Annotated in this window: 17 protein-coding genes and 1 riboswitch; of the genes, 11 read left to right on the forward strand and 6 right to left on the reverse strand. The window is 44.0% G+C overall.

Going from position 1 to position 24796, the window contains the following annotated elements; genetic code table 11:
* Window positions 1–662, reverse strand: a 662-nt coding sequence (locus D1614_RS16745; RefSeq protein ID WP_147384288.1) for an ROK family protein, incomplete at its 3' end; no start/stop codon positions are given.
* A gap of 356 nt (window positions 663–1018) precedes the next feature.
* Between D1614_RS16745 and D1614_RS16750 the strand changes: the two genes are divergently transcribed.
* The gene (locus D1614_RS16750) at window positions 1019–3994 is read left to right on the forward strand and encodes a PEP/pyruvate-binding domain-containing protein (protein ID WP_119439126.1); all 2976 of its coding nucleotides are present in this window, start codon (window positions 1019–1021) and stop codon (window positions 3992–3994) included.
* 69 nt (window positions 3995–4063) lie between these two features.
* Here D1614_RS16750 and D1614_RS16755 read toward each other — a convergent pair whose 3' ends face one another.
* Window positions 4064–4729 carry a Crp/Fnr family transcriptional regulator gene (locus tag D1614_RS16755; RefSeq protein WP_119439127.1) on the reverse strand — a complete coding sequence of 222 codons (666 nt, stop codon included), beginning with the start codon at window positions 4727–4729 and terminating at the stop codon, window positions 4064–4066.
* Between the two features lie 127 nt (window positions 4730–4856).
* Here D1614_RS16755 and D1614_RS16760 point away from each other — a divergent pair, with 127 nt between their 5' ends.
* Entirely contained in the window at window positions 4857–5306 is a 450-nt protein-coding gene (locus D1614_RS16760) for an OsmC family protein (protein ID WP_119439128.1), read from the forward strand.
* A gap of 450 nt (window positions 5307–5756) precedes the next feature.
* Window positions 5757–8876 (forward strand): DUF5107 domain-containing protein, encoded by a 3120-nt coding sequence (locus tag D1614_RS16765; RefSeq protein ID WP_119439129.1) that lies wholly within the window; start codon window positions 5757–5759, stop codon window positions 8874–8876.
* A gap of 236 nt (window positions 8877–9112) precedes the next feature.
* On the opposite strand, the gene D1614_RS16770 is transcribed toward D1614_RS16765, so the two are convergent.
* The 4 genes from D1614_RS16770 to D1614_RS16785 form a co-directional block, all read right to left on the reverse strand.
* Window positions 9113–9931 (reverse strand): metallophosphoesterase, encoded by an 819-nt coding sequence (locus D1614_RS16770; protein ID WP_119439130.1) that lies wholly within the window; start codon window positions 9929–9931, stop codon window positions 9113–9115.
* Window positions 9932–10030: 99 nt separating this feature from the next.
* Entirely contained in the window at window positions 10031–11404 is a 1374-nt protein-coding gene (locus tag D1614_RS16775; RefSeq protein WP_119439131.1) for an aldehyde dehydrogenase, read from the reverse strand.
* Between the two features lie 95 nt (window positions 11405–11499).
* Window positions 11500–12264, reverse strand: coding sequence for a type I methionyl aminopeptidase (gene map, locus D1614_RS16780; RefSeq protein ID WP_119439132.1), 765 nt, complete (start codon window positions 12262–12264; stop codon window positions 11500–11502).
* A 189-nt stretch (window positions 12265–12453) separates the two neighbouring features.
* Window positions 12454–13242 carry an AraC family transcriptional regulator gene (locus D1614_RS16785; protein WP_119439133.1) on the reverse strand — a complete coding sequence of 263 codons (789 nt, stop codon included), beginning with the start codon at window positions 13240–13242 and terminating at the stop codon, window positions 12454–12456.
* Window positions 13243–13310: 68 nt separating this feature from the next.
* On the opposite strand from D1614_RS16785, the gene D1614_RS16790 reads away from it, so the two are divergent.
* From D1614_RS16790 to D1614_RS16825, 8 genes are all read left to right on the forward strand, one after another.
* A complete protein-coding gene (locus D1614_RS16790; RefSeq protein ID WP_119439134.1) occupies window positions 13311–14066 on the forward strand; it encodes a class I SAM-dependent methyltransferase in 756 nt (251 codons plus the stop codon).
* A 192-nt stretch (window positions 14067–14258) separates the two neighbouring features.
* Entirely contained in the window at window positions 14259–15122 is an 864-nt protein-coding gene (locus D1614_RS16795) for a helix-turn-helix domain-containing protein (RefSeq protein WP_119439135.1), read from the forward strand.
* A gap of 167 nt (window positions 15123–15289) precedes the next feature.
* On the forward strand, window positions 15290–15844 hold the full coding sequence (locus tag D1614_RS16800) for an OsmC family protein (protein ID WP_119439136.1): 555 nt from the start codon (window positions 15290–15292) through the stop codon (window positions 15842–15844).
* A gap of 440 nt (window positions 15845–16284) precedes the next feature.
* On the forward strand, window positions 16285–18579 hold the full coding sequence (locus D1614_RS16805) for a sodium-translocating pyrophosphatase (RefSeq protein ID WP_119439137.1): 2295 nt from the start codon (window positions 16285–16287) through the stop codon (window positions 18577–18579).
* 236 nt (window positions 18580–18815) lie between these two features.
* On the forward strand, window positions 18816–19829 hold the full coding sequence (locus D1614_RS16810; protein WP_119439138.1) for a dihydroorotate dehydrogenase-like protein: 1014 nt from the start codon (window positions 18816–18818) through the stop codon (window positions 19827–19829).
* Between the two features lie 174 nt (window positions 19830–20003).
* Window positions 20004–20192, forward strand: a riboswitch (cobalamin riboswitch).
* 108 nt (window positions 20193–20300) lie between these two features.
* The gene (locus D1614_RS16815; protein WP_119439139.1) at window positions 20301–22346 is read left to right on the forward strand and encodes a TonB-dependent receptor; all 2046 of its coding nucleotides are present in this window, start codon (window positions 20301–20303) and stop codon (window positions 22344–22346) included.
* Window positions 22343–23500 (forward strand): YncE family protein, encoded by a 1158-nt coding sequence (locus D1614_RS16820; RefSeq protein ID WP_119439140.1) that lies wholly within the window; start codon window positions 22343–22345, stop codon window positions 23498–23500. The genes D1614_RS16815 and D1614_RS16820 overlap by 4 nt, the downstream gene beginning before the upstream one ends.
* Before the next feature lie 16 nt (window positions 23501–23516).
* Window positions 23517–24788, forward strand: a complete 1272-nt coding sequence (locus D1614_RS16825) for a hypothetical protein (protein ID WP_206610060.1) — start codon at window positions 23517–23519, stop codon at window positions 24786–24788.
* The last annotated feature ends 8 nt before the right edge of the window (window positions 24789–24796 follow it).

The following is a 24796-nucleotide window of genomic DNA, read 5'->3' on the forward strand; positions in this document are numbered from 1 at the left end:
AGATTCAGCACAAAGGCATTCTGAATGTTTCGTGCTTTTCCGAAATACTGTTCTGCAAGCCCCAAAACATGGGTATCATTATCAACATAAACCGGGAAGTCAAACTTGTCCGAAAAAAAATCGACCAAAGACCCATCAAGGAAGTTGAAATAGTTGTAGGAATAGCCGGTGCGCGCATTAACACGTCCTGTAATTCCGATGCCCATTCCAAGAATCCGTTTGGGTTCAATTTTTGAATTGTCGACTGCCTGCCGAATAATGCCAACCACATTTTCGAGACACGCAATCGAATTCTCCAACACGAAGTTCTCATCTGAGTTTGAGTAAACCTCGTTCATCTCCATGTTGTATATGGAAATGGATATTCCTTTTAACTGAATAACGAGGCCAATTGAATAGGCGTATTCGGGATTCACTTTGTACAAAACCGGTCGGCGCCCGTTGTCGGTTTCCTTCTTGCCTGAATCGATAATAATTTTATCGCAGATGAGCTCGTTGATGAGTTTGGTACCCGTAGGAACACTTAGTTTCACCTTCTTACAGATCCCGGGGATCGTAAGTTCCTTCTCAGACCGGTTCAGCAAGGCAACAATCTTACGTTTTTGCGCCAGCTGACGGTTTTGGTTATTGATGTCGTCAATATTTCTTGAGAACAGATCCACGGCTTGATTACAGTTTATTTTTATTTGATGCTGGCAAGTTTGTAAATATTATTATTAAATACAAATGAAAAAATCAATATTTTGATTTAATGTATCATCTTAGTAATTGTATTTAACGGAAGTGCCGGTGGAACAAGGTGTTCTGCGGCATTTTTAAAAAACGTGTGTTTTTTTGATTGAAGTATCCACTACATGGGAAGGAAGCTTTTGTTCAGAATTTGTGGGGTTGACCGCGTGATTTCTTTCATGCAACTGTTTTCTGATGTGTTGGAGGATCTGCTTCGTCGGAGGATTTTGTGTATTCTTTTCAAACAGATTGTAAAAATTATCTAATTTCAGACCTTATTTTTACCGGCATGGATATAGACAGCATTTCATTGGCAAACATTTATAAGAAGCGAAAAACGGATCGCGATATATTTCAGGAATTAATGCCCACCAAAGTGAAGGAGGTATTGTTGGTGGCCACGTTGTACGATTCGTACTCGATAGTACGCGAGGGACAGTTCAGCGATAAAATTTTTGGAGAGTACCTTCAGCTGAATTTATATGCGGCTCCACGTTTTACCAGTGTGCATACCATGGAAGATGCCCTGCTTACACTGGAGCATCGCGATTTCGATCTGATTATTGTCATGGCCGGGGTAGATAAGGATTCGCCGGTAGCAGCTGCCCGTGCGATCCGAAAAATAAGGCCCTTGATTCCTTTGTTGTTGCTGGTGAATAACAATGCCGATCTGCGCTATTTTCAGGAAGAAAGACGAAAGCTCGACTTTGTAGATCGCATTTTTGTGTGGAATGGAAACTCCAATGTTTTCATGGCCATGATTAAATACATTGAGGACATAAAGAACGTAGCACGCGACACGCAGAACGGGAATGTGAGGGTGATTTTGCTGGTGGAGGACAGCATTCAGTATTATTCGCGCTATTTGCCCATGTTGTACACCACGGTTATGACCCAAACGCAGGCCCTGCTAAAAGACGATGCGAGGGATGAGTTGCACAAAATTCTGCGCATGAGGGCACGACCCAAAGTGATACTGGTTGATAATTACGAAGAAGCCGTAAGGTTTATCAACAGTTACCGGCGTTATATTTTGTGTGTGATTTCGGATGTTCGGTTCGAAATGGGTGGGGTTGAAAACGAAGATGCCGGGATTGAGCTACTAAAATATGTGAAAAATACTTTCAGGTATCCGTTGCCATTGTTGCTTCAGTCGCATGATACAGGCAACGCACAACGCGCACGCGAGGTAGGGGCCGATTTCATTAATAAAAACTCGGAAAGTCTTTCGATGGACATCCTGAATTTTTTATACCGACGGCTTGGTTTTGGTCATTTCGTATTTAAAGATAGTAACGGTCTTCCTATTACCGAAGCCCGAAACCTGACCGAGTTTCAGGAGAAACTGAGAGATGTGCCGGCAGATGCTTTGCAATACCACGGAAGCCGGAACTCCTTTTCAACCTGGCTGATGGCGCGTGGGGAAATTAACATGGCTGAACGGTTGCGGCCGATGCAGATGACCGATTTTCAGTCGGCAGAAGAATTGAGACAGTTTTGTCTCGAAGTGTTTAAAACCGTTCGCTTTGAGCGCCTGCGGGGGACCATTGTTAATTTTGACCCGGAATTTCTGAATGCCAGCCATTTTATTGTACGAATGGCAAAAGGCTCGCTGGGTGGGAAGGGCAGAGGTATTGCTTTCATTTGCAACTTTATCGAAAACATTGATTTTCGTAAGATGATCCCTGATCTGAATATCCGGATTCCGTCAACTGCGGTGATCGGGGCATTGCAATTTGATAAGTTTGTGGAGATGAACAATCTCTACGACGACATTTATTCCCTGAATGACTATGAGGCCATCCGGCAGCATTTTCTTGATTCGGAGTTTGACGAGCGGATCCGTCACCGCCTGATGGATTACCTGAAGGAAGTAAAACGGCCCCTGGCTGTGCGTTCTTCCGGTTTGTTTGAAGATTCCCTTTTGCAGCCTTTCTCGGGAGTTTATGCCACCTACCTGATTCCGAACAACCACGAAGATCTGGCGGTGCGGTATCAGCAGCTCGAAACAGCGATCAAACTGGTTTATTCGAGTATTTTCACCGATGCTGCGCAGGCTTATTTTGAAGCGGTGAACTATAAAATTGAAGAAGAGAAAATGGCCGTGGTGATCCAGGAAGTGGTGGGCCACGAGTACAACGATAAGTTTTATCCAACTCTTTCGGGAGTGGCTCAGTCGTACAATTATTATCCTATTTCCTACATGCAGCCCGAAGATGGTTTTTCGGTGGCAGCGGTTGGCTTGGGAATGTACGTGGTGGGGGGCGAAAACTCGTTCCGTTTTTGTCCGAAATATCCGCAGCTGAATGCTTCGGCTTTAGGCGACCAGTTGCGTGATACTCAAAAAGAATTTTATGCCATTGATCTTACTAAAAAAGAGTTTAACCTGGTAACCAATGGCGAAGATGCAGCCATAAAAAAATACCGGATTCGGGAAGCCGAAATGGATGGAACCCTGGAACATTCGGCATCAACCTATTCGATGGAAAACGACGATCTGATTCCCGGTGTTTACGGGAACGGACCCAAAGTGATCGATTTTGCCAACATTCTAAAATACAGCCATCTGCCATTGTCAGAGGCTTTGCAGCTTTTGTTAAAGTTGTTCAAGGAAGCCATGGGATCGCCGGTGGAAATTGAATATGCCCTCGATATTGAACCGGCCGAAAACGGTTTGCCAACGCTTTACCTGTTGCAGATCAAGCCATTGATTCGTATTGAAGACCAGGTGGAAGTAGATATTAAGACCGTGGACGAAGACCGGATATTTATGTATGCCGAACGCGGTATGGGCAACGGTATCATCGAGGAAATTCGCGATGTGGTGTATGTTGATCCCGAGAAGTTTGACCGGATGAAAACCCGCGAAATGGCGCGGGAAATTAGTAAGTTAAACGAGTTTTTCGAAGAACAGAAACGGGAGTACATCCTTATCGGTCCGGGGCGATGGGGATCACGCGACCCCTACACCGGAATTCCGGTGCTTTGGGCAAATATTTCGAAGGCAAAGATTATCGTGGAAATGGGATTACCCGATTTTCCGCTCGATGCTTCGCTGGGTTCTCACTTCTTTCACAACGTAACTTCCATGAATGTGGGGTATTTTTCAGTGTCTCACAATTCCTGGAACTCGAAACTGAAAATGGAGGCCCTAAAACAACAAACCCTGGTGCACGAAACCGAGTTTGTTAGGCATGTTCATTTTGACAAACCGCTAACGATTTTAATGAACGGCCGGGAACGAAAAGCGTTGATTCATTGTTAGACGGGATAGCTTGTACCTTTTTAAGAACAGATTGCAGGAAGGTGTCGGAAAGCAGGGGCGTAGCTGGTTTTAACCGTAATTGGAAATATCGAGTAGTCGGGAAGAATCCAGAATTTTCACCTTTTTTCCTGTACTTTCCACAATGCCTTCGTTTCTGAAATGGGCCAGGTTTTTCAGTACACTCTCTTTTGAGAAGCCAATAACGCGTGCTATATCGCTTCGGTTAAGCGGCAGTTCAAAGCTGCTTTGTCCGTAGCTTTTTTCAAATTCACACAATAAAAAAGCAAGAGCCCCCGCCGAGTTCTTCTGTGAGAGTTTCATATGCCAGTCGAGAAAACGTTCGTTTACCAACGAAATGTAGCGGATAAAGGCCATCGAAAATTCTGTGTTCTGCTTCAGATAGGCAGAAAAAGTATGGTAGTTTATTATCAAAACTACGCAGTCGGTCAGTGCCCTGGCCGAAAAGCGGTAATTCATCGTGGAATAGGCACAGTTCACCCCGATAATTTCTCCCTGAAACAACAACATTAACGACTGCCTGGGGCGCTGCTCATCCATTAACAGTTCAACGGTGCCTTTTTGTAGCAAATAAAGATCATTAACCGAGGTGCCTTTTTTCACCACAAGTTCTCCGGCCTTAAAATTCAGGCTTCTGGCTGAAGCAAGCAGCTCTGTCCTTTCCTCGTCCCGAAGTGCTCTTATGCAGGTATTGTTGCTTGTATTGATTGAATTCATTCTGCTTCTCTCTGATTTCAGGGGTGTAAAATTACACCCTTTGAGGTTTTGCAATACACAGCCTTTTCTCGTTTTGGCGAAAGGCTTCGTATTAGCTTTGTAAAATTACAATTTTAAAACACTTTAAATGGAAACAAAGGACATTCAAAAAATAGAGTTTGGTGTTGAGTCGGCTACCAAATCGGCTTCGCAGGCAGAGATTTCAGTGCGTAATTTTAAAGTGCTGGTTGACGAGCCCGAACTTCTGGGCGGAACAGATCAAGCGCCTAATCCGGTTGAGTATATTTTATGCGGCCTTACCGGTTGCATGCATATTCTGGCTTTTAATACAGCCAGGGAACTCAACATGGAGCTTTCCGATATGAAAATTAAAGTAAGCGGTGAACTGGATCCTTCCAAAATGTTTGGAATGCCTACCGACGAGAGAGCCGGGTATCAGAAAATAGCCATTGAATTGCATCCCGAAACCACCGCCGACCAGGAAACGCTTAATAAATGGAAATCAATAATGGCAGAACGCAGCCCGGTGCTGGATAATCTTTTTAACCAAACTCCGGTTGAAATAAAACTGGGCTAAATACAAAGTTCCGGCTTGTTATATAGTCTCATAGCAACATTTATATACCGGGCCGGAACTACTGTTTTTGTGCGAGCTTAAAACCAATAACCCTCTTGCTGGGCATAAATGCTTTGGGCAATTTTGTATTTCGATTATTTCATTGGTTTCGGAAAATATAATAATCCAAAAGTTTGTACGGTGTTCCCCCACTGGTTGATAGATTCTGTTCATGTTGTCATCTTCTAAAGTTTTTATGGTCGGACACACCTGCTTCGGTGTGTTTAAATTCCTCGCAGTACCCGTTAGCCGGAAAGGAAATTTTGGTAAATTTAGAGTCCTCGTTAGAAGGAGATTGGGGGGGCGGTCGGTTAAAGCAAGGAATGTAGAAACTCAATCTCTCTTGAGCAATTAATGCCTGAAGCGTTGTTGAAGTGAATCCTAACTGAAGTCAACTTAATATTTACGACCATGAAAAAATTGCACCTTTTTGTTTGTCTGGTTTTATCCGTTGCTGTTTCTTTTCATTCTTATTCGCAACAGGCAAAGGTCTCGGAAGCAATGGTACTTTTTAAAACGTATCCTTATTCCGATCCCGATCCGGTAGCCAAAATCACGCATTTTTACCCGTATTACCGTTTCGACGGATTTACCAATACACCCTTTGAACAAGAGTGGAAAATTGTTACGCTTGAAAATCCTTACATAAAAGTGTTGGTTGCTCCCGAAATGGGCGGGAAAGTATTGGGTGCCATTGACAAAGCTTCGGGAGAAGAATTTATTTACTACAACAAGGTGGTAAAATTCAGGGATATTGCCATGCGAGGCGCCTGGACTTCAGGAGGCATCGAATTTAATTTTGGGTCGATCGGTCATGCGCCAACCACGGCTTCTCCGGTAAATTACCTGCTGCGGAATAATCCCGATGGAAGTGTAAGTTGCATTGTGGGGGCTCCGGACATTACCTCGCGCACCGAGTGGCGGGTGGAAATTCGCCTGCAACCCGACAAATCATATTTCGAAACCAGGGCGATCTGGTACAATCCTTCCGATTTGAACACTTCGCTTTATAACTGGTCAACCGCCTCGCTTGATGTGTCAGACGATTTGGAGTATTATTTCCCGGGCGATACCGAAATCGGGCATGTTGGCGAAACCGGGGCCTGGCCGGTAAACAATAATGGGGTTGATGTTTCGAAATATCCAAACAATAATTTTGGCGGGCCAAAATCGTATCATGTTTTGGGTGAATATGCCGATTATTTCCTGTGTTATTTTCGGGATAAAAAATTTGGTCTTGGCCATTGGGCGCCGTACGACGAAAAACCCGGAAAGAAAATCTGGATGTGGGCACTCTCGCGTGAAGGCGAAATCTGGAAAGATCTTTTAACCGATCCGGGGAACAAGCAATACACCGAAATACAAACCGGCTTGCTGTTTAATCAGGCTTCGCCTAACAGTACGTTAACGCCCTATAAACACCAGTTTTTTTACGCGGGCTCGGAGCACAAATTTACGGAGCTGTGGTTTCCGGTAAAAGACATTGGCGGAATGGTAAAGGCCAATCGTTTTGGTTCGCTGAATGTGGAGCAGAAAAACGGTCAACTAATGGTTGGATTTTGTGCCAATCAGCCGGTGAGCAAAAAACTTTCAATTCTTTCTGAGGGGAAAGTGATTGTGAGTAAGGATATTAATCTGCAACCCACCGAAACTTTTGTTGATTCTTTTGACATCGCTGATGAGAACGTGGAAGTTCGTATTGGAAACCTGATGTCCTATTCCACTTCAGAGAAAAAGGAGAGACTTAGTGAAAAGCCTCGCGAGTTAAGCTCTGAATACGATTGGACCAAACCCGATGCACTTTTTATTTCGGGTGTGGAAAAAGAGCGCCAGAGAGATTATGCCGGTGCTGCAGAGATTTATGCCCGGGTACTGGAAGAAAATCCTTTCTATGCGGATGCGCTGGTAAAAATGGGCGGACTTCGGTTACGGGCAATGGATGATGAGGAAGCCAAAACTTACCTGATGAAAGCGCTGTCAGTGAATACGTATCATCCGGAAGCCAATTATTTGCTTGGCTTGATTTATCAGCAGCAAAAGAAATATTTTAAAGCGTTGGAAGCTTACAGTCTGGCGGCACGTTCGGTAGTTTTTAAAACCCTGGCCTATACAAAAATGGCAGGCATTCATTTTCTTCAAAAAGAGTTTGACCAAAGTTTGAGGTATTCGAAACAGGCCCTTGATTACGATCGGAATAACATCAACGCCCTGAAACTGCAAGCACTGGCGTACGAACGATTGGGAGAGGCTCAACAGCGGGAATCGGCCCTTGATGCAATTTTAGCGATTGATCCGCTGAATACTTTTGCCCGTTTTGAAAAACAGGATGATTTCGCTTCTGTCTTAAACTATGAAATGCCGCAGCAGATTTGTCTGGAGCAAGCCATTGCCTATCACGATTTAGGCTGCGACGACAAGGCTGTAAAAATATTACAGGTTGTTGAACCGGGGCCTATCGGAAATTACTGGCTGGCCTTTCTTACCAACGATAATGCTTACCTCGACAAAGCGCTTTCCGGATCGCCTTGCCTTGTTTATCCTTCGCGAAACGAAACCTACGAGCTATTGAAAGGAGCAGAAGAAAAAGTGCCGTCGTGGAAAACAAAATATTACCTGGCCCTGCTTACCTGGTCGAAAGGAAATAAGGAGGAAGCCGGACTGTATTTAAAAGCATGCAACTCTGAGCCGGATTTCGATGCTTTTTATCTTACCCGCTATCACTTTATGAAAGGAAATAAAGCGTACGACGGGGAACCTGACTTACTAAAAGCCCTGGAGTTAAACGCTCACAATTGGCGGACATACGTGGCCTTGTCAGGTCATTTTCATGATAAGCAACAGTTTACGGAGGCCTTAAGCTGGGCTGCAAAAGGAGCTGAGTTATTCCCCGATAATTATGTGCTGGCCTATCAGAAAGCAAAAGAGTTATTGATAAACGGACAACACAGCGGAGCTTTCAACCTGTTAGAGAAAACACTTATTTTGCCCAACGAAGGGGCACGGGCCGGGCGAATTGTCTGGCGGCAGGCGGCGGTTATGTCGGCACTTGAGAATTTAAAGTCAGGCAAATCTTCGAAGGCATTCAAGCAAATTCAACGGGCCCGCGAATGGCCCGAAAACCTTGGTGTTGGGAAACCGTACATCACCGACGAGCGGATTGAAGATGCGCTGGAAAGTTTGTACTGGACTCAAAAAGGGAACATTCAAAAAGCAAACGAACTGAAACAACAGGTTATCGATTACCCGAATTATAACAAGCGGTTTTCGGCAGGCACGTTTCTGACGGCCTTGTTTATGAAACAGGCCGGTAACGTTGATGGAGCCAGGAATTTACTGAAAGACTGGCAATCAGATCAAAACAAAAACCTGCTTGCGGCGTGGTCGTACGAAACACTTTTGGGTTCGGAAACCGAAGCTGCTGCTTTGCAAAGCCGGATTGAAGCCGAAAGCGGAGGCAGCTTGTTAAATCCCGAATCAGGAAATGCCGATTTTGGTCTGGCGCTGGCAGTTTTTCAGGCATTAAATCAGTGAGACTCTGATTTCAGGAGCGATAGTGAACTGAAATTATGAAGTCGAACTGATCCCGATGCACAGCAATCGGGATCTAATGGGGTCTATTTTCCGCCCCTTGGGACGAAATAAGAAATATCATGCCTTTGATACCCCGTCTGCTCTGCGGCGGGGTAGTTCATTAAATGATCTGAAATTCATACTTGATTAAACTACCACCCCTTTTTGTGTGGATCTTGTTGGTGTGCCTGTGTGCCTTATTGCTCTATTTCAGGTTGCAAGGCCACAAAACTTTGCGTTAAGGTATCGGGAGTAACCTGCCAAAGCCTGAATCCGAAAGGCCTTTTGTCAAAATTTACGCTGGTTGTTTCACCGCTAAGCAATTGGATGTTTTCGTACTGATTAACAGTTAACTGGTGCGTGTGTCCCGAAAGGTAAGCACGAACGTTGTTTTGCTGAAACAAGTCAAGTAACTCCTGTCTTTTGGCCAATGGCAGATTAAAATAAGCCTCCTCTTCATCGGGAGTTTTGGAGTACAGCGGATAATGTCCGATAACAACCACGGGTTGCTTTTTAAGCCCCTGGTTTTTCAGCGTTTCTTTAAACCAGAGGTCGTGCTTTTCTGATTCATTTTCCACATTTGCTTTCCATAATTGCGAATTGGTCACAATAAATGAATAGCCCTTGTTTTCAAATTCAAAATAATCTTTTCCGATCGTTTCGCGGTAATAACTCAGACTTGTGCTGTTGGGTGTATTTTGAACGTCATGGTTTCCCGGGGCAACATAGCAGGGCATTGTGAGGCCCGCCATAACCTCTTTAAAGTCCGAAAACGAACTGTCGTTGGGTATATTCACAAGGTCGCCACATATCACCACAAAATCAGGATTGAGTTCATTGATTTGCTTCACCGCCTGTTTGAATTTTTCTACATCCTGTTCATAGCCTTCAGGGTAAAATCCCAGCTGGGTGTCGCTTAGCTGAACAAACGAAAAGGGCTGCTGCTTTTTTTCTGCACAGGAAACAACAACGACAAATAGGGCAAGTAGCAGATAGTTATAGAATCGTGAAATCATGGTGCTTCTTTTATGTTTATAACCAAGTGGCAAAGAACGCCTATTTTATGGTTTCATCCACTGTTTTCAATCAAAAAAGCAGACCATTCATGGTTATTTTTATTCGAAGAACCATTTAATCAGCTTCATTTTTTTCGCCGAGTAAGGAGCATATTTTATTCCGGGTTCAAGCCAGAATGGTTTATCCAGTATACTTTTGTAATGAGTAAATGTGTCAAATCCTGCTTTTCCGTGATAGCTTCCAATGCCGCTTAATCCAACTCCTCCGAATGGAAGCTTACTGTTGGTCAATTGCATTAAACTGTCGTTTATTGCACCACCGCCAAAAGAGATTTCTTTTAGTAACTTATTAATCGTTTTTCTGTTTTTTGAGTAGATGTAGCAAGCCAAAGGTTTGGGCCTTTCTTTTACCCGATTTATTGCTTCGTCAAGGTCTGTATAGGATATTACTGGAAGGATTGGCCCAAAAATTTCATCTTGCATTATTTCGTCCTTAAACGTGACGTTTTGCAAAATTGTGGGGCTGATAAATCTCTCTTGCCTGTTCGTTTTTCCACCGAAGAATACTTTATTATTGTCGATTAGCTTTGTAAGCCTGTCGAAATTGTTGGTATTGATTATCTGGGTATAATTCTCGGTTATTTCAGTTTCGTTGCTTTTATGGTATCGTTCAATTTCATTTTTCAATGCCTCCAGAAACTTTTGTTCTATCGATTTGTCAACTAAAATATAATCGGGTGCAACACAAGTTTGACCGGCGTTATAAAATTTTGCCCAGGCAATTCTTTGGGCTGTAATTTTAATATCTGTATCAGCAAGTACAAAAGTTGGACTCTTCCCCCCAAGTTCAAGTGTAACAGGAGTTAAATGTTTCGCTGCGGCCTGGTAAATTATTTTGCCAACAGGAATACTGCCGGTAAAGAATATTTTATCAAATCGGTATTCCAACAGCTCAGTTGTTTGTTTTACGCCTCCTTCAATTACACAGAAATAATCGCTTGAAAAATTATCATTGATGATTTTAGCCATTGCTTCTGATGTTTTGGAAGGAAGTTCGCTTGGTTTTAATAGTACTGTATTTCCTGCTGCAAGCGATGTTATTGCCGGCATTAACGAAAGTTGATACGGATAGTTCCAGGCACCGATAACCAATGTTGTTCCTAAAGGCTCCGGAATGATGTAACTTTTAGCAGGGAAATTGGCCAGCCCGGTTGATACTTTTTTCCGTTTGCTCCACTTTTTTATGTTTTTCACAAAAGTGTTTATTTCGTGATACAGCAATGACAGTTCAGAGCCATACGTTTCAAATTCTGACTTTCGGAAATCTTCGTAAATAGCGTTATAAAGTAGATCTTCGTTTTCTTTTAAAATGCTTTTAATCTTTTTTAATTGCTCAATTCTAAAATCTAAACGCTTTGTTTGGTTTGAATTAAAAAAATCGTTTTGTCTGGCAATTATTTCGTTTATTTCCATGTCTGGTTTTTGTCTTGGTTTATTAGCTGCAGCAGTTTTTATTTTTTAGGTGCGCGTTTGGTTGCAGTTTCCTTATCTGGCTTGAATTTCGTTTATTAATTCCAAATCCCATTCATTTTTGTCAAAATTATAGGTTTTTTATCTGTTACCACAATGGTATGTTCATGCTGCGCCATATATCCACCTCTGTCACCAACCATTGTCCAGCCGTCATTCAAGGTATCAGCATAAGTAGATGTTGTTGCAATAAATGTTTCTATCGCAATTACTGAGTTTTTCCTAAATCTTCTTTGGTCAAACCTGTTTCTGTAATTAAGCAATTCATCTGGTTGTTCGTGAAGACTTCTGCCAATTCCATGTCCTCCCAGGTTTTTAATCACTTTGTAACCTCTTTTTCTTGCTTCGCTTTCCATTAAGTGTCCGATGTCCGAAATTCGCACGCCACTTTTTATGTTGTCAATAGCCGCTTTTAAAATATGTTTGGACGCATTCACTAATCCCTGGTGTTGATTGATGTCTTCTCCCAAAACGAATGAACTTCCGTTGTCTGCCCAGAATCCATTTAACTCAGCAGAAACATCAATGTTTATTAAATCGCCTGTTTTCAAACTTCTCCTGTCAGATGGGATCCCGTGGCAAAACTCCTTATTAATGCTAATACAATTATACCCCGGAAAACCATAAGTAAGTTTAGGTGCTGATTTGGCTCCAAACCGGGAAAGTATCTTTGCCCCCTGTTCATCAAGTTCTTTCGTTGTCATGCCCGGTTCAGCAAATTTTATCATTTCTTTTAATGTGTAAGCAACCGCTTCGCTTGCTTTTTGCATTCCAGCCAATTCTTTTTTTGTTGTTATGGTCATATGTACTTATGTTTTTTAGCTAAACATTTTTACAGCGTGGGTGGTTCTTGCCCTGACGGTTTGATGTATGGAAAGTAACGGATTTTTTGACACTACCTGTCCGATTGATACTGGTCTTAAATTTATAAAATTCACTTTCGTTAAAACATGAAAGCACTACTTTTTATAACCGTAGTTGTGTTTTCGTACTTATTTCACGATGTAATTTGTGGGCGTTTTTCCAAAGTGTTTTTTAAAAGTAGCTATAAAGGAACTGACGTTTTCATAGCCTAACTCAAATGCAATTTCTTTAACACTCTTCTTTTCTCCTAATTGCTTAACGGCTTCCATTAATTTCAAACGCATCTTCCAATCTCCAAAACTCATCCCTAGTTCTTTATGAAATAACCTTGAAAGCGTTCTTGGACTTACGAATGCTTTACCTGCATAGTAATCAATCGTGTGTTTCCCCGACAAATCATTCATTAGGGCATCCAGTACGATCTTTATTCTTTTGTCTTGGCTGGTTGGGAGAAAAGTTTTGCTGGGTGTCAAAGTAGAGAGTTCATCCAGAAAGACCTCTATAATTCTACTATGTTGTTGAGTAAGAATGTTAGGATTGGAAAAGGATATTATTTTTTCTAAAAGGCTGGTTAAAAAGCCCGAAGGTTCAAAGGCGAAACTATTCTTTGGTAAGTTATGCAGTTTCGACTCATCTATAAATGCGGTAACTACTTTTACATTGTTGGGGAAATAAACCTGATGTTCTTCGTTGCTGGCAATCCAAACGCCTTGTAATGAATTAACTATCCAAATATTATTTTTTGTCACAACCTCCATAATACCGGAACTGCATGATATGATTTGAGCTCTCGGGTGTGCATGCGAATTTGCACATTTAGCATTCTGTATCTCTTCCGAATAGGTGGCAACTGGTCGTAATGCGTTTATCTCAAAACCATGGTCTATTTCAAGATCTGTCTTATAATCAGTATTCATTGTCCAAATATAGCAATTAGGACTTTGGCGGAAGTTCTGAAATTTGTTGAAAATTAAAATATTGGATTATGAACACTCAAAATCACCACAAAAACATTGTAGAGCAATTCACAAAACAAGCAAGCGGATACTCGTCGATACGCTCGCATAGCGATTCTTTAGAGAAGCTGATAGCACTATCTTCCGCATCCAGGAAAGATGATGTTTTGGATATTGCATGCGGGTCGGGCATTGTTTCTTGCGAGTTTGCGAAATACACCAGGCATGTAACAGGCATTGATATGACTCAGGGAATGCTTGATGAAGCAAAGAAATTACAGTTGAAACAGAATATTAAAAATATTACCTGGCAAATGGGGGATGTGGAAAACTTACCCTATGATGACGGGAGCTTTTCAATTGTTGTTTCAAGATTCGGCTTCCATCATTTTTTAAATCCTTTCAAAGTTTTGTCTGAAATGAAAAGGGTCTGTAAACCTGGCGGGATAGTTATAGTTGTTGATGTGTCTTTACCAGATTCCAAAATTAAAAAGTATAATGAAATGGAAAAGAACAGGGATTGTTCTCACGTAGCTGCCCTTTCGCTGACCGAATTTACTGTTCTTTTTGAAAAGGTGGGTTTCAAAAACCTGAATACCGATTTCTATTCTATGCGAATTGGACTCAAAGAACAACTTGAGGCTTCGTTTCCAAGTGACTCAGAGGCTTTGAAAGGCATGATTATCGCTGATGCTGGTGTAAATGACTTAGGGATAAATGTTACAAAGACAAACGATGAGTATAGTTTACATTATCCAATTCATATCTTCTCGGCAAACAATTGATACATCCTTAATGCCCTTTAAATTGAAGGGCATTTTTCGGCATGAAGCACGATGGTCGCTTGTATGTGGCGGGTGATAGTCCGCCATATTGCAAATTGTTGTGTGCAGTTTTGTTCTACCGGCAGGAAAAAGAGAGCTAGGAGTTTTTGATTTTTTGCCCTAACTTAATTGGAAACAATACATTGAAAGAAAATGCTCGATCTTCATTCATTTATCCGGAATAACAATTTCTACAAAAAGCTGATCATCGACGACCTCTTGTTTGTCGAGTACAAATGCATGGCCGAAGAAACGAAGGCGGGTATTTGGTCGGATACCAATTATTTTGTGTTTGTAACCAGTGGTAAAAAAATGTGGCGCAGCATTTACAACGATTATGTGGTGCAAACCGGCGATTCGTTGTTTGTGCGAAAAGGCGCCAACTTGGTGCATCAGTATTTCGAAGAGCAGTACTGCGCGTTAATGGTGTTTATCCCCGACGATTTCATCACAAAATTCACCAGCCGTTTTTCCAGTGCTATCCGAAGCTTACCGCAGCAGGTAGCTGAACCCGACTCGGTAATCCGTGTTCAGCTCGACGAATACCTGGAAGCCTACGTAAATTCGCTGGCCACTTTTTTGGGTGCCCAGTTGCTTCCCGATAAGAATCTGCTGATCCATAAATTCGAGGAATTGCTGTTGAATATTTTTACGCGTCCCTTGCACACCGAGGTGGCCCGTTACCTGAATTCACTCAATAAAGACCAAAGCACACAACTTCGGCAGGTAATGGAAGAGAATTTTGCCTACAACCTGAAACTGGAACAGTTTGCAACGCTTTGCAACATGAGCCTGAGTTCGTTTAAACGGGTGTTTAACTCGGTTTACGGCACATCGCCGGGGAAGTGGCTCACCCAAAAAAGGCTCGACTTTGCAGCGCATCTGCTGCTAACTTCGGACAAATCGGTTGGGCAAATTTCGTTCGACTGTGGATTTGAAGAGCCTTCAAGTTTTATCCGTGTATTCAAACAAAAATTTAACTGCACCCCGCTTCAGTACCGTTCGGTAAAAGCGTGATGACCATTTTTTTCTTCCGTTTTTTGCTAAAAAACAATCGTGAAATACGGTAAAAAGTACATTTGGACTTTTCTGCCGATTTTGTGAACCGCTGTGCCTACCTGCTGCCTGTTGTCGCAACCTATCTTTGCATTGTACTTAATTATTAACCATAAAAACAAATAAAAATGGAAACAGCAGTAAAAACAGTAAACGGATTCAGCACTGAAGGAATCATGAACACAGTAGCAGCCATTCAGGGGAATCCTGAAGTATCAAAATTTGAATTGCGTGCCACCAACACCTGGATTTCGGGCGGACACAACCGAAGTTTTGTGCAGGGATTTTACGGCGCCTGCCAGGAAGACACTTCGCGGGAAACTCCGTTTGTTTTCGACAACGACGAACCACCGGTTTTGCTGGGAGAGAACAAAGGTGCCAATCCCGGCGAAATATTACTACACGGTTTGCTTGCGTGCATGACCACGGCAATGGTTTTGCTGGCAGCAGGAAAAGGAATTGAAGTTGCAGCGGTTTCTTCCAGCATCGAAGGCGATGTGGATGTGCAGGGATTTTTGGGAATGAACCCCGAAATTCCAAAGGAATTCAGCCAAATTCGCGTGAAGTTCAACATTGAAGGTGCTTCCGAAGAAGAAAAAGAACAGCTACTCAGCTTTGCCAAACAGTCGCCGGTGTTTAACACGCTGATCAACCCAACCGATGTTCAGGTTGCAGTGAGCTAAAACTTCATGGTTATAAAGAATGATGCATTCTTGGATGGATGAAAAACCTCGCAGTAAAATGCGGGGTTTTTTGTTGCATTCAGGTCTTTTTTTTCGGAAGATAATGGTCCCGGAAAGTTGATTTATTAACGCTGCCAAAAACTGAATCTTGGAAGACCGTATTATTCGTTGTAAAAACACAGGCATTTGTTTCAAAAAACAGCAAACTTTCACTAACTTTTTTACAGAATAAAAGACCCGAAAGTATTGTTAATTTATACTGAATCAGGAAGAAACAGTAGGTGCAAAGCTTTAGCAATTCAATCTAAGATTTATCTTTGTCTTAGGAACCGGAGGAAAGAAACTGACCACTGCCCGTCGAAAAACAGGGTGGTTGCAATCATATAATATTACATTGAAATCTAAACCGTAACAGTGTTACACTAAAAATTTATCATCTTATGAACAGTATTTTTATTCTAGTACCCATCGCCTCCATTCTGGCGCTGGTGTTTGCCTGGATTTTCTTCAAATCGATGATGAAGAATTCGGAAGGTACCGACCGGATGAAAGAAATTGCCCAGTACGTTCGCGACGGTGCAATGGCTTACCTGAAGCGTCAGTACAAAGTAGTGGGAATCGTATTTGTGGTTCTGTTCATACTACTTTCCATTATGGCTTTTTTCAAAGTCCAAAACCCGTTTGTCCCGATTGCATTTATTACCGGGGGTTTCTTCTCGGGCCTTTGTGGTTTCCTGGGTATGAAAACCGCTACGTTTGCATCGGCACGTACTGCTCACGGAGCTTCGCAGTCGCTCAATAAAGGCTTGCAGGTAGCTTTCCGAAGTGGCGCCGTTATGGGACTTGTGGTAGTGGGTTTTGCGCTTCTCGATATTGCAGCCTGGTATTTATTTTTAAGTGAGATCGTTTTTACCCCGGAGCATATGACCAGTGGTCTGCACTTTTTGGGGCTTGAATTTGTTCATGCCGGAACTACCGAACATCAGAAACTGGTGGAGATTACAACTACCATGCTTACCTTCGGAATGGGTGCTTCTACCCAGGCCTTGTTTGCACGTGTAGGCGGTGGTATTTACACCAAAGCGGCTGATGTGGGCGCCGACCTCGTGGGGAAAGTGGAAGCCGGTATTCCGGAAGACGACCCGCGTAACCCTGCTACCATTGCCGATAACGTGGGTGATAACGTGGGTGATGTGGCCGGTATGGGGGCCGACCTTTACGAATCGTATGCCGGTTCTATCCTGGCAACTGCCGCATTGGGTGCCGCACTTCCTGCCATTGCGCTCGAGAAAACAGGCATAACCGCCATCCAGGCAGTTACTGCTCCAATGATTGTGGCTGCAATGGGTATCATCCTTTCCATTGTCGGAATTTACATGGTACGTACCAAAGAATCGGCTACCCAGAAAAACCTGTTGAACGCCTTGTTGCTGGGAACCGGTGGTAGTTCGGTGCTTATTTTGCTGGCCATGGTGGGCTTGGCTTACACAGGCTGGATTACCTGGGGTGTTTTTGGCGCGGTGGTAATTGGTTTGGCTGCCGGTGTTATCATTGGTCAGGCTACCGAATATTATACATCAGATGAATACGGCCCGACAAAGGGTATTGCTAAACAAGCGCAGCAGGGACCTGCCACTACCATTATTGATGGGATTGCTGTGGGAATGGGCTCTACCTGGATTCCGGTGGTAACCATCGTGCTTGGAATTATGGGGGCTTTCTGGGCTGCCGGAGGTGGCAGTGAGTTTGCAATGGGCGTTTACGGAATTGGTTTTGCCGCTGTAGGTATGCTTTCTACGCTGGGAATTACTTTGGCAACCGATGCTTTTGGCCCGATTGCTGACAACGCTGGAGGTAATGCCGAAATGTCTGAACTGCCGAAAGAAGTTCGTGAACGCACCGACGCTCTCGATATGCTGGGTAACACAACCGCTGCAACCGGTAAAGGTTTTGCCATTGGTTCGGCTGCATTGACTGCCATGGCGCTGATTTCTGCTTACATGGAAGAAGTGCGTTTGTGGTTTGGAAAAATTGCCAAAGCAGGTGAAGGCTTTATTACAAAAGGTGAATACATTTTCTACAACGATGTGGCACCGGCCGTTCACGACGGAATGAAAGCGGTGAAAATATCGGCTGCCTCGGTAAAAGATTTCTCGGCAGCTTACGACATCACGCTGTTTAACCCCTTGTTTCTGGGCGGGCTTTTTCTTGGATCGATGATGGCCTTCCTGTTTAGTGCCATGACCATGAAAGCCGTTGGCCGGGCTGCCGGTGCAATGGTGGAAGAAGTACGTCGCCAGTTCCGTGAGATCAAAGGTATCCTGGATGGAACAGGAACTCCGGAATATGCAAAGTGTGTGGAAATTTCGACCAAAGGTGCACAGCGCGAAATGTTGGTGCCTTCGCTGGTGGCCATAATCGTGCCGGTAATTGTAGGTGCTGCCATGGGCGTAGCCGGTGTTATTGGTTTGCTGGCCGGTGGTCTTACAGCTGGTTTCACACTGGCCGTATTTATGAACAATGCCGGTGGTGCGTGGGATAATGCCAAGAAATTCATCGAAAAAGGAAACTACGGCGGTAAAGGCAGCGAAGCACACAAAGCGGGTGTTGTAGGTGATACTGTTGGTGATCCTTTTAAAGATACTTCAGGTCCTTCATTGAACATCCTGATCAAATTAATGACAATGGTTTCAGTAGTAATGGCCGGGTTAACGGTAACATTAAGTTTGCTGTAAAAGCATTTTAAATAACGATAGCAGGAGCCGCTGGTCAAACGATTAGCGGCTCTTTGTTTTTATGGCTGATTGTGAATGTGTTTCAGCACAGTGATTGCGAAGAAAGGGGGCCTTTGGACGGGATGGATTGCTTATTTTTCAAAACGGGAGTTAATTTTCGTGTAATTCATGAACAAAATATTTGTAATTTAAGTTCCTCTATCAAAAAAGAGTTAAATCAATAAAAACGATACATTATGGCAGATCTATCAACAACCTACATGGGTATTCAGTTAAAAAACCCACTTATTCTCGGAGCATGTAACCTGGTAACAAAACCTGAAGTGATCAAGCAGATTGAAGAAGCCGGAATTGGAGCCATTGTTTACCGCTCGCTTTTTGAAGAGCAGATTCAGCTGGAAGGCCTTCAGATGGACGAGTTGCTTTCGGAATATGAAAACCGCAATGCCGAAATGACAAGTCTTTTCCCGGGGCTCGAACATGCCGGACCCAAAGAACACCTCTACAATTTGGAGAAACTGGTAAAAAGCGTGAACGTTCCGGTTTTTGCCAGCTTAAATGCCATTTACGAACCCACCTGGGTAGAATATGCCAAAGAGCTGGAGAAAACAGGCGTGGCCGGGTTGGAACTTAACCTGTATGCCGTTCCCGGTTATTTTGAAGTTACCGGCGAATCGATCGAAGACAAACAGGTGCAAATTGTAAAGGCCGTAAAAGAAGCGGTGAGCATCCCGGTAAGTGTGAAAATGAGTATGTTCTACACCAATCCGTTGAACTTTATCAAAAAAGTGGATGAGGCGGGCGCCGATGCTTATGTTTTATTCAACCGCTTTTTCCAGCCGGAAGTGGATATCGACAAAGAAGAATATTTCTATCCGTGGGAACTGAGCAACCCAAAAGACCACATGGTGGGGCTGCGTTTTGCCGGTTTGCTGCATGGTAACCTGGAAGGCAGTATTTGTATCAACCGGGGGATTTACGACGCGAACGATGTGATAAAAATGATTCTGGCCGGTGCCGATGTGGTACAAATGGTAAGCACCATCTACCGGAATTCGCCTTCAGTGGTGTCTGACATTCTGATGGACATCAACCGCTGGATGGATGACAAAGGCTATAAATCGCTGGCTGATTTCCGCGGAAAACTGGCCCGCAAGAATATGAAAGATCCATTTACCTATCAACGTGCGCAATATGTGGATATCCTGATGCGCTCAGAAGCGATCTTCAAAAAATACCCAATGGTATAACAGAACTTACACTATAAAAAAAAGCTGCCGCAACATCGTTGTTGGCAGCTTTTTTTTGCCCCCTTATCCGGAATGTTAGGAAAAGGGGGCATTGCAAACTTGTCATAAACAGTGTGTTGTGTTTTAAGTTGGAAACTCCTGCCCGGGTATTCTCTTTTTATCAAAATAATATTATAGTTTTGTCCCAACATTGGTGCCATCGTTTGTATGGCTAAGAGGGAATCAGGTGAAAATCCTGAACAGGCCCGCTGCTGTAAGCTCAGTAAAGGTCTTGTACTGGAAAAACCACTGTTCGTCGCTTGACGAATGGGAAGGTGTACAAGATGAGCAAGTCAGAAAACCTGCCAGTGAAAACATAATTTTTAAACTTTCGGGGACTAAAGTTTAGAGAAAGAAAGGTTCTTCTTCGGAACTGCTTTTCTGTTCTGTATTGGTCATTTCCTGGAAGTAGTAATATTCAGGAATTAGACAATGAACAGAAAATTCTCTTTAATATTGCTGCTTTATTTATTCTTGCCTTTTTGTCTGATTGCGCAAAGCAAATTGGATAGTGTGCAGCACATTGACGAGGTGAGGATAACAGCCGCAAAAACTTCTGCCAAAGCCATTATCCCGGCGCAGCAGCTCGAAGGGGCGCAACTTAAAGCACTTAACAGTTTCTCGGTGGCCGACGCCATCCGCTATTTTGCCGGTGTGCAGCTGAAAGACTACGGCGGCGTAGGAGGTTTGAAAACGGTGGATATTCGTAGCATGGGAACCAACCACATGGGGGTTTTCTACGACGGGATTCAATTGGGGAATGCGCAAAACGGGCAAATCGACCTGGGGAAATTTTCGTTGGATAACATCGAAAGTATTTCGCTCTACAACGGGCAAAAAAGCGACATCTTTCAACCGGCCAGGGACTACGGATCTTCCGGTTCTGTTTACTTAAGGTTCCGTCGTCCGCATTTTAGCCAACAGGAAAAGCAGCATCTGAAAGCCACGTTTCGCACCGGTTCATTTGATTTGGTCAATCCTTCTTTTTTATACGAACGCAAGCTCAGTGAGACAGTAAGCGCTTCGGTGAATACCGAGTATATTTATTCTTCGGGGAAATACAAATTTCGCTACAAACGGGTATTGCCCGGCAGCAACGAGGTGGCTTACGACACAACTGCCATCCGGAAAAACGGGGACATTTACGCCTTTCGGGCCGAAGCTGGTTTATATGGCAGGATAAACGAAGGAAACTGGGAGCTGAAAGCCTATTTCTACGATTCGGAACGGGGAATTCCCGGAGCCATTGTCAATAACCGCTGGATGAACGCCCAGCGCCAGTGGGACACCAACTTTTTTGTTCAGGGAGGAGCGCGGAAAGTGCTTACCGATAAATACGATGTGATGCTGAAGTTTAAGTTTGCCAGCGACCGCATGCGTTACCTGAACCCCGACACCACATTGATGTACATTGACAACACCTTCCGGCAAGGCGAGGCCTATGTTTCGCTGGCACAAAAGTACGCTATAACCGGGTTTTGGGATGTTTCACTTTCTACCGACTTTCAGCTAAACTTGCTGGAATCCGATCTGGATGACATGGTCTACCCAACACGTAACTCTACATTAATAGCACTTGCAACTGCCATCGATCTTGGAAAAATAAAAGCGCAGGCCAGTATCTTGGCGACCCTGATCAACGAAAAAATTACCTCCGGCAAAAACACTGCAAATCAGGCCGGTTCTGCTCCCAATAAAGAAGAGTTTACTCCGGCGGTGTTCTTTTCGTATGCGCCTTTTGCGGCTCAAAACCTAAGCTTCCGGGCTTTTTACAAGCATATTTTTCGGATGCCGACTTTTAACGACTTGTATTACACCGATATCGGAAACATTCAGTTGCAACCCGAATTCACCCATCAGTACAACCTTGGTCTAAAGTATTCAAAAAGCTATGAGCAGCAAACGTTGGCTCACTGGGAGTTACAGCTCGACGGATATTACAACGAGGTCAGAAATAAAATTGTGGCTGTTCCGAAGGGAAGTGGAATGTATCGCTGGATGATGATGAACCTTGGCAAGGTTGAAATTCGCGGTCTCGATGTTTCTTCAAAAGCTGTTTTTCATTTGCCCCGCAACGTGCTGTTTCATGTAAAAGGCACTTATACTTATCAAAAGGCACAGGACTTTACGCGCCGCAAAAACCCGGAACTGGAAAAGATTACGTGGGGCGGGCAAATACCCTACATTCCCTGGCACAGCGGTTCGCTCATTGTATCGGGAAGCTACCAAAACTGGCAACTTAATTACAGCTTTATTTATGTGGGCGAGCGTTACCACAATTCTGCCAATATCCGCGAAAATTATGAGCAACCCTGGTACACGAATGATATGTCGCTTCTGAAAAATTTCAGTCTAAAGGAATCCAACCTGAAAGTAGCCCTCGAAGTGAGTAACCTGCTAAGCCAGGATTACGAGGTGGTGCTAAACTACCCCATGCCCAAACGCAATTACAAAATCACTCTCACATTTGAATTATGAGCAAATTATTTCTACGAATGATCGGTTTGTTGTCGGTCTTGATCCTGTTTTCGTGCCGCGACGATGTGGAACTTTTTACTGCAGACAACATCGATGTTGATACGGGAGAAACAGGTGAATACCGCGGATTTTACCTGTTGAACGAAGGGAATATGGGAAGCAATAAATCGACCCTCGATTTTTACGACTTCGAAACGGGTACCTACAAACGTAACATTTATGCAGAGGTGAATCCCAATGTCCCAAAAGAACTGGGTGATGTGGGCAACGACCTCCAGGTGTACGGCTCGAAACTCTATGCGGTCATCAACGTGTCGAACAAGGTAGAGGTGCTGGATGCACAAACTGCGGTTCGCATCGGACAAATTGAAATTCCCAACTGCCGTTACATCCGTTTTCACGGAAAATATGCGTATGTAACTTCCTATGCCGGTCCGGTGGAGATCAATCCCGATTATACCCAGCTTGGCTTTGTGGCTAAAGTTGATACAGCTACGTTGCAGGTGGTCGGTAAATGCCTGGTAGGGTTTCAGCCCGACGAGCTCGCGATTGCAAACGGGAAAATTTACGTGGCCAATTCGGGCGGATACATGGGATCCGGCAGTACGGAGAATTACGAACGTACGGTTTCGGTTATCGATCTCGAAAGCTTTACGGAAGAAAAGCGCATTGATGTTGACTACAACCTGCATCGCATAAGGGCTGATAAACGGGGAAATCTGTGGGTAAGTTCACGTGGCGACTACAAAGAACTGCCGTCGCGTTTGTTCTTTATCGATGCAGAAAAACAGGTAGTGACCGATACCATTGATGTGCCGGTTAGCAGCTGGTGGCAGCACGGTGATTCGCTGTACGTATGCAGTGTTTCCTGGAGTTACATTACTTTTTCGAACGAGATCACTTACGCCGTTGTAAACACCCAAACCCGAGAAGTTGTCACCCGGAATTTCATAAGCGATGGCTCTGAACAGCAAATTGAGATTCCCTACGGAGTGATGGTTCACCCTGAAAAAGGCGATATTTTTCTTGCCGATGCCGGAAACTATGTAACTCCGGGTATGCTGTACTGTTTCGACCGGGACGGAACCCGGAAATGGAGTGTTCGTACGGGCGACATCCCCGCCCATTTTGCCTTGATAAAAACAAATGATTAACATAAATACATAAAAAATGAGAAAGACCAATCGATTTCTGAGCTGGCTTTTTGCCGCAGTTGCTGCCTCGGGTATGGTAGCTTGTTCCGATGAGGTTGAAGTGAATGAAATTTCGTTAAGCGAAAGGCACACCATTACCCGTTCAACGGTGTTGAACATTAAACCCGAAATAACCGGTTTTGACAATGCAAGTTTTGAATGGCGCCTGATCGAAACGCCGGATGGTGCGAAAGATTCGGTAATACATGATGAGGCAGAACTTGAGTTTATTGTGATCCCAACCGGGGAGTACGGGCTAAGACTTCTGGTTAGCGATAAAACGGGGAAGGATACTTTGGATACCCGCGTTAGGGTTGAGCCGGAAGCAGAGCCGTTTAGTCCTTACCTGTCGCAGGTTCATGATTATTTGCCGGGTATCGGGCAATTTGTAAACAAGCTTCCCAAATACGACGAAGGGGATACAAAGGAAACTATGATTGCGAAAGTCAACGAGCTTTTGGCGGGTGAAGACGCAAGCATGATTACGCTCGGTGGTTTTGGGGGCTACGTGGTTTTTGGCTTCGACCACACCGTGGTCAATATTCCGGGGAAGCGCGATTTCCGCGTAAAAGGCAATGCCTTTGGGGCAGCATCCAATCCGCGCCCCGATGCTCCGTTTGGCGGAAGTTGCGAACCGGGAGTAATTATGGTGGCTTATGACAGGAATAAGAATAATGAGCCCGATGCGGATGAATGGTATGAAATAGCCGGTAGCGCACACAACCCGGAAACTAGCGAACCTTGGTATCCGATGGCCGAAGAAGCTGGCAATAACATCGAATTGATCCGCGAATACAAGATCACGTATTTCAGGCCTGAAGAAGAGACCGAAGGGGCGATCGCGGAATACATCCGCTGGGAAGATAACCGCGGAAATTCGGGCTACAAAGTAAAAAATGCCTTTCACCGGCAGCCTTATTTTCCAGGGTGGATTGATGGCGATTCTTATACGCTGGAAGGTACACTCTTACCTCAAAATGGTATTGACGAAAGCGGTCAGGGGAACTACTTTGTTTTGTACGCTTTTGACTTTGGTTATGCCGACAACTATCCAAACGGCCATGAAAAATCAGGCATCGACATCGACTGGGCAATTGACAAGGACGGCAACAAAGTACACCTGCCCGGGATCGATTTTGTAAGGGTGCACTGCGGTGTTAACCAGGAAAATGGCTGGCTGGGAGAATGCTCCACCGAAGTGGCCGGGGCCGAAGATTTGCATTTACTGGAAGCAGATAATAACGAATAAAATAATTC

It is taken from the genome of Maribellus luteus, from assembly GCF_003576475.1.
GTDB lineage: Bacteria > Bacteroidota > Bacteroidia > Bacteroidales > Prolixibacteraceae > Draconibacterium > Draconibacterium luteum.